The 7,319-nt window shown below is 65.8% G+C and carries 6 protein-coding genes; 5 read left to right on the top strand and 1 reads right to left on the bottom strand.

The features are described from left to right. From JNK68_04805 to JNK68_04785, 5 genes are all read left to right on the top strand, one after another. Nucleotides 1-364, top strand: a 364-nt coding sequence (locus tag JNK68_04805; GenBank protein MBL8539674.1) for a DUF3616 domain-containing protein, incomplete at its 5' end; no start/stop codon positions are given. Between the two features lie 168 nt (nt 365-532). Continuing rightward, a complete protein-coding gene (gene fumC, locus JNK68_04800) occupies nt 533-1,936 on the top strand; it encodes a class II fumarate hydratase (GenBank protein ID MBL8539673.1) in 1,404 nt (467 codons plus the stop codon). A gap of 25 nt (nt 1,937-1,961) precedes the next feature. Beyond that, nucleotides 1,962-3,602 (top strand): NAD-dependent malic enzyme, encoded by a 1,641-nt coding sequence (locus JNK68_04795; protein MBL8539672.1) that lies wholly within the window; start codon nt 1,962-1,964, stop codon nt 3,600-3,602. Continuing rightward, entirely contained in the window at nt 3,599-4,864 is a 1,266-nt protein-coding gene (locus tag JNK68_04790; protein ID MBL8539671.1) for a threonine/serine exporter family protein, read from the top strand. Before JNK68_04795 ends, JNK68_04790 begins: the two co-directional genes overlap by 4 nt. Nucleotides 4,865-5,016: 152 nt before the next feature. Then, complete coding sequence (locus JNK68_04785; GenBank protein ID MBL8539670.1) at nt 5,017-6,336, top strand: GntP family permease; 1,320 nt, start codon at nt 5,017-5,019, stop codon at nt 6,334-6,336. 87 nt (nt 6,337-6,423) lie between these two features. Here the strand turns inward: JNK68_04785 and JNK68_04780 are convergent, their stop codons facing one another. After that, nucleotides 6,424-7,083, bottom strand: a complete 660-nt coding sequence (locus tag JNK68_04780) for a hypothetical protein (GenBank protein ID MBL8539669.1) — start codon at nt 7,081-7,083, stop codon at nt 6,424-6,426. Nucleotides 7,084-7,319: the final 236 nt, after the last annotated feature.

Here is a 7,319-nt window from a genome sequence, read left to right as displayed (position 1 = left end):
TGGTCTCGTCCCCGTGCTGACGACGCGCTGGGACGATCTCACGGGCGACGCACAGGTGCGCTACGTGCGCCTCGACGGGCGCGGCATCCGCGACATGGCGGCCGTGGAGGGCGGCTTCCTGATCCTGGCGGGGCCGGTGGGCGATGGCGACGGATCGTATCGCCTCTACTTCTGGGACGGCGTCGACCAGAGCACCGACAGCGACGCGGCCCGTCCGCAACGGCTGGCAGAGTTCGCAGCGGGCACCGGCAAGCCCGAAGGGCTGGCCGTGCTCGGCGCGCACGACGGCGACTACGACCTGCTGCTCCTGTGCGACGGCTTGCCACAGGGCGGGCTCGCGCGGTTGCGCATAAGGCGCCCGTGACGGGATCGCACGCCGCTTCCCGCCCGCGCCGCAACAACGGATGCGATTGACCGCAGTTCGATCGGGCGATAGATTCGCGAGCCGGTCCCGGGGCGCAGGCAACGAGTTTCCGATAACCCACGTGGCATGGTGGCCGCGGCAACGAATGCTCTGGAGGAGCCAAAGCAGATGAGCGAAGTACGCAAGGAAACCGACAGTCTCGGCGTCGTGGAAGTGCCTGCCGACAAGCTCTGGGGCGCGCAGACGCAGCGCTCGCTGGAGCACTTCAGCATCGGCCACGACCTCATTCCGCGCGAAATGATCACCGCCTACGCCGTCCTCAAGAAGGCCGCGGCCAACGCCAACCACTCCGGCGGACGGCTCGACGACGAGGCGCACCGTCTCATCGTGCAGGTGTGCGACGAGATCCTCGCCGGGCAGCATCACGACATGTTTCCGCTGCACGTCTGGATGACGGGCAGCGGCACGCAGTTCAACATGAACGTGAACGAGGTCGTGTCGAACCGCTGCTGCCAGCTCGCCGGGACTGCGCTCGGCAGCAAGACGCCGGTGCACCCGAACGATCACGTCAACATGTCGCAGTCCTCCAATGACTCGTTCCCGTCAGCGATGTACATCGCGGCTGCTGTGAACACGAGCGGGCGCCTGCTGCCGGAGGTGATCGCCCTGCGCGATGCCATTGCGGCGAAAGCGGACGAGTGGAAGGACATCGTCAAGATCGGTCGCACCCACATGCAGGACGCGACGCCGATCACGCTCGGGCAGGAATGGTCCGGGTACGCGGGCATGCTGAGCGACAACGTGGAGCGCATCCAGGATGCGCTGAAGAGCGTCTACCACCTCGCGCTCGGCGGCACGGCGGTCGGCACCGGCATCAATGCCGCGCCCGGTTTCGCGGAGGCGGCTGCGGCCGAGATCGCCACGCTGACCAAACTGCCTTTCGTGAGTGCTCCGAACAAGTTCACGGTGCAGGGCGCGCACGATGCGCTGGTGCAGCTGTCCGGCAGCTTTCGCACGCTGGCGGTGTCGCTCTTTAAGATCGGCAACGACATCCGGCTCATGTCCTGCGGTCCGCGCGCGGGTTTTGCGGAACTGCACATTCCCGAGAACGAGCCCGGCTCGTCGATCATGCCGGGCAAGGTGAATCCGACGCAGGCCGAGGCGCTGACGATGCTCGCGGTGCAAGTCATGGCCAACGACGTGGCGGTCGGCATGGGCGGGGCCGGCGGCTATCTGGAGATGAACGTCTACAAGCCCCTCATAATCGCGAACATCACGCATTCGATCACGCTGATGGCCGACGGGTGCGCCAACTTCCGCCGCTTCCTGGTCGAAGGAACGAAGCCCAACCGCAAGAAGATCCAGGAATACGTCGAGCGCTCGCTGATGCTGGTCACCGCGCTCGCGCCCGTCATCGGCTACGACAAGGCATCGAAGATCGCCCATCACGCAATGGACAACGACCTCACGCTGAAGGCCGCGGCCCTTGCGCTGGGCTTCGTGACGGAAGCGGAGTTCGACCGCGTGGTGGACCCCGCGAAGATGGTCCACCCGTACGTCGCGCACGACTAGACCTGCGAAGAGGAGCACGTCCGCCATGTCCGACACAACCGCACCAGGGTTGACGGGATACGCCCTGCTGCACGACCCGCATCAGAACCGCGACACGGCCTTTCCCGCCGCCGACCGCAAGGCGCTGCGCATCGAGGGTCTGCTGCCGCCGATGGTCGACACGCTCGACCTGCAGATTGCGCGCGTGCACACCCAGATGCAGGTGCTCGACAACGACCTGCAGAAATACCTTTTCCTCTCCGATCTGCAGGCGCGCAACGAGACGCTCTTCTACGCGGTGGTGATGGCGGACCCTGCCACCTACGTGCCGCTCGTGTACACGCCCACGGTGGGCGAGGCCTGCCAGAAGTTCGATCACATCTTCCGCGCCACGCGCGGCATGTACATCCCGATCACCGCCCGGGGCAGGGTGCGCGAGCTGCTCGCCAACTGGCCGCTCAAGGACATCCGCTTCATGGTCGTGACCGACGGCGAGCGCATCCTCGGCCTGGGCGATCAGGGGGTCGGCGGCATGGGCATTCCCGTCGGCAAGCTCGCGCTCTACACGGCCTGCGCAGGCGTGCCGCCGCAGCTCACGATGCCGGTCACGCTCGACGTCGGCACCAACAACCACGCCTTGCTCGAGGACCCGCTCTATCTCGGCCTGCGCCAGCCGCGGGTGCGCGGGGCCGAGTACGACGCGTTCATCGACGAGTTCGTGCAGGCGGTGCAGGAGATGTATCCAAAGTGCTGCATCCAGTGGGAGGATTTCGCCAACATCAACGCCGTGCCGATCCTTGCGCGCTATCGCGACCGCATCTGCACCTACAACGACGACATTCAGGGCACGGCGGCGGTGGCGCTGGCGGGCATCCTCGGCGGACTGCGCATCTCGGGGCAGAAGCTCACGGAGCAGCGCTTCCTGTTCCTGGGCGGCGGATCGGCGGGCACCGGCATCGCGGAACTCGTCAGCGAGGCGATGGCGATGCAAGGCATCCCGATCGACGAGGCGCGCTCGCGGAACTGGCTCTTCGACGTGAACGGCCTGATGGTGAGCTCACGCACCGACATCGCCGAATTCCAGAAGCCGTTCGTGCACGATCACGCCCCGATCGGCACGTTCGTCGAGGCGGTCGAGGCGATCCGTCCGACCGGCATCATCGGTGTCAGCACCGTGCCGAAACTCTTCACGCAGCAGGTGATCGAGGCGATGGCGCGGATCAACGAGCGCCCCATCGTCTTCCCCTATTCGAACCCGACCTCGCGCTCCGAATGCACGGCCGAGGAGGCGTACACGTGGTCGCAGGGGCGCGCGATCTTCGCGAGCGGCAGCCCTTTCCCGCCGGTGACGGTGGGCGGTCGCAAGTTCATTCCCGGTCAGGGCAACAACTTCTACATCTTCCCCGCGCTCGGCATGGCGGTGCTCGCGACCGAGGCGAAACGGGTGACGGAGCGGATGTTCATCGTCGCGGCGCACGCGGTGGCCGAGCAGGTGACGGACGCGGATCTCGCCTCCGGCCTCATCTACCCGCCGCAGAGCCAGATCCTCGACGCGTCGCTGCACGTGGCGGTGAAGGTGGCCACCTACGCTTTCGACCAGGGTCTCGCGCGCGTGGCGCGGCCGGCCGACATTGCGGCGCACGTGCGGGCGACCGCCTACCGTCCGCGTTATTCCGGCACCGCGTGAGCGGCCCCGTTGCCACGGCAGTTACGACCGACGAGGTCGCGCATCTCGCGCTGAAGATCGGCCGCCTGCTGCTTGCAAACGGCGACGATACCGCCGAGGTGCAGGCAGCAGTCACGCGCTTCGCGCAAGCCTTCGGTGGCGAGGCGAGCGTGGTGGTGAACTATGAGGCGGTGATCGTGACGGTCGCGCTCGACAATGCGTGGCGCACCAAGGTCGGCCACCGCGTGCCGGCGATGAACGTGGGTCTGGGCGCGGTCGCTTCCGTGAATCGCATCCTCGCCGCGGTCGAAACGGACGGACGTGATCTCGCCTGGGTGTCGACCGAGCTTGAACGCATCGAGCACGCACCCGCGTTCTACTCACGCTGGATCGTCGTCGTCGCGATGGGACTGACGGCCGCCAGTCTGGCGCGGCTGTTCGGCGCGGACTGGGGGACGTTCGGCGTCGTCTGGGTGGCCGGCTCGGTCGGCATGTGGCTGCGCCAGGAACTTGCCCGGCGCGACTTCAACCTCGTCTTCATTCCCTTCGCGGCGGCACTCGTGAGCGGCAGCGTCGGCGGCCTCGGTGTACTGTTCGGCTGGGCGGGATCACCCGCGCTGTGCCTGGTGGCGCCCGGCATGATCATCGTGCCCGGCGTCCCGCTCATCAATGGCGTGCAGGATCTCATCCGCAATCACGTGAGCGTGGGCCTCGCGCGACTCGCCTTCGGTGCGATGGTGACGGTCGCGATCGCGTTCGGTCTCTATGGTGCGATGGTGATCACCGGCGTGCGCATTCCGGTGGATGCACCGATGGCGCCGCTGCCGGTCGCCATCGATGCGCTCTTCTCGGCGCTCGCCGCGGTGGGATACGCGGCGCTGTTCGGCGTGCCGCCCCGCATCGCGTGGGCGTGTCTGGTGTGCGGTGTCGCCAGTCACGCGCTGCGCACGCTGCTCATGCACGCTGGCGTGCAAATGGTGGCTGCGACGCTGGTGGGCGCGCTTGCCGTCGGCTTCCTCGCGCAGATCTTCGCGCGCCGCTTCCGGGCGCCGGCCGCCACCTTCGCCTTTCCGGGTGTGGTCGCAATGGTTCCCGGATCGTTTGCGTTTCGCGCGGTTGTCGGGAGTCTGGAGATCGTTGCTGCCGGTGCTCACGCTGCACCGACTCTGGTCGCGGAAACGCTCTCGCTTTATCTGTCGTGCGTGCTGATGACTGCTGCCATAGCGGTCGGGCTCGCAGCACCGCTGATCATCTGGCCGTCGCGATCGCGCGCAGCAGCCTGAAACACGAACTGCTCGATTGACCCCATCCGCACTCGCGGATACATTCCGGCAGACGGTGGAGGTGAGCACAGGCGGCGACAGGTCCCGAGTCGCACGTGCAGTCGCCGTTGCAGCAGCCGATCTCGATCCGCCAGCACGCTTGGGAAACTAAAATGACAACAGCGATTCTTGTCCTTGTCAGCATTGTCTGCGTAATCCTTCTTACCTCGCGGTTCAAGTTCAACGCCTTCTTCGCGCTGGTGCTGGTGGCACTGGCACTCGCGCTGACCACAGGGTCGCTCGACAAGGTCGTGCCGACGCTCAAAACCGGTTTCGGCAACACGCTGATGGCGATCGGCCTCATCATCCTTTTCGGGACGACCATCGGCGTCATTCTGGACAAGACGGGCGCCACCTACGCCATGGCGCACTACATACTGACGCTCACGGGAAAGGCGAAGGCGGCGCGGGCGATCACCATCACCGGCTTCATGGCGGGGCTGCCGATCTTCTGCGACTCCGGTTTCATCGTGCTTTCAGGACTCAACAAGTCGCTCGCCAGAGCGTCGGGCATGTCCATCGTGCGCATGGCCGGTTCGCTGGCGGTGGCGCTCTACACGCTGCATTGTCTGATTCCGCCGCATCCGGGGATCACCGCTGCAGCCGGCATCATGAACGGGTCGCTCGGCAATCTCGTGCTCATCGGCGTGCTGATTGCGCTGCCGACGACGCTGGTCGGTTATCTCTGGGTCAAAGTGATGTCGAGGCGATTCGCCGGCAGCGAAGATGCCGCGTCAGAGCCAGAGGATCTCTCTCAGCGAAAGCTTCCCGGTACGGTCGGATCGTTTCTTCCGGTCGTCCTGCCCCTGCTGCTGATCATGCTGGCCTCATTCCTGGCGCTGATGCCCAGTGTTCTCTCAGCACCCGTCATGACCGTCGTGAAGTTCCTGGGTGATCCCGTGATCGCACTGCTGATCGGCGTCGGGCTCGCGCTGTTGCTCGTGCCACGTGAGAACTTCGGGCAGATCAACGACATGTTCTCCGAGGCGATCGACAAGGCCGGCCCCATTCTGGCCATTACGGCGGCAGGTGGCGCGTTCGGCGCCGTGATCAAGGCCACTGGAATCGGCGATCAGGTGTCGGGACTCTTGTCGACGTCGAGTCTGGGTCTGCTTGTGCCCTTTGCGCTCGCGGCGATTCTGAAAACGGCGCAGGGCTCATCGACCGTGGCGGCCATCACCACGGCGTCCATCGTTGCGTCGATGCTGGCGCCGCTCGGGCTGGACAGCGACATGGGGCGCACACTTGCGCTGCTGGCGATCGGTGCGGGCTCGATGATGATCTCGCACGCCAACGATTCCTACTTCTGGGTGATCACCAAGTTCTCGGATATTTCCCCGGACTCGACCCTGAAAGTCTATTCCACAGCTACCATCGTGATCTCGCTTTTCTCGTTCCTGATCATCTGGCTGCTGTCCTTCGTCCTGAAGTGAAGGGACGAGAAAAGCGCAAGGAGTGCCGGGAACGGCGGCGATTGTGGATCTACGCCGGGATTCCCCGGTAGGGGGAGAGGGGCGCAGCTAGAGTGCCGGACTGCGCGACCGTGATCGCGTTCTGAGCGCCGTGGGGGCGACTTCCGCCAGCCAGCGGCGCACGGTCGTTTCGCGGTAGAGGCGACCGTTGCCCTCCATCTGGATGGCGGTATCCCGCGCCATTTCGCTCACGCCGATGCGGTCGTCTAGCGTCCAGCGGTGTTTCGCGATGGTCTGACACGTCCGCTTGTGGTCGGCTTCCGGGCGCGGCGGCCGGCGAACGCGCGTGGCTGCACGCGGGGTGTTTGCCCACGACGGCTGGCAGGCGGCGGGTGGATGAAAACCTTCGCCCACCGCCCACACGTAAACTTCATCGACGCACAGGCGATAGTGCGCAAGCACATCCGGGTCGAATCTGCCGGATGCGTGCATCGCCGCCAGCGCGACGGGGGTCTCTTCGATCTCGTCCAAGCCGAACACTTCCATGCCGCTGCGCCTTGCTTTGCGCGCGTGGTGCGCGTGAGATTCGTAGACCGCAAGCCGCGCATCGACGATGGCCTGCAGCAGCATCGCCGCCGTCATGCGCACCACCGGCGGCAGCGTGCCGCGGGATGCGCGGGGAACGGTGAGACCGTGCCACCGATGGGCGACGTCGAGAATGGTGAGATAGGCCGGGCGCAGCATGAGCGCGCGAAGAGCAAGTCCCAAGCCAACAGGCGGGGACCGAAACATTCTACAGTGCACGATCGACGAATGCTTTGCGCGACGGCCTTTCACCGACGTATGAGTTCGATCCCTACGACGCAGCGGATGGCTCGACCTGAGCGGCGGTGCGGTTTGGTGCCACAGGCACGGCGCCGCCTTCCGCTTCCCACGTCTGAATGGGGTCGGGCTGCTTCATGCGCTCCCGGCGCGTCTGCCGCAAGAGAAACCCCACGCCCACT

The sequence above is a fragment of the Betaproteobacteria bacterium genome, from assembly GCA_016791345.1.
Classification (GTDB): Bacteria; Pseudomonadota; Gammaproteobacteria; order Burkholderiales; family JAEUMW01; genus JAEUMW01.
The sequence above is the reverse complement of the archived record's forward strand: the minus strand, read 5'-3'. Positions and strand labels throughout refer to the sequence as shown.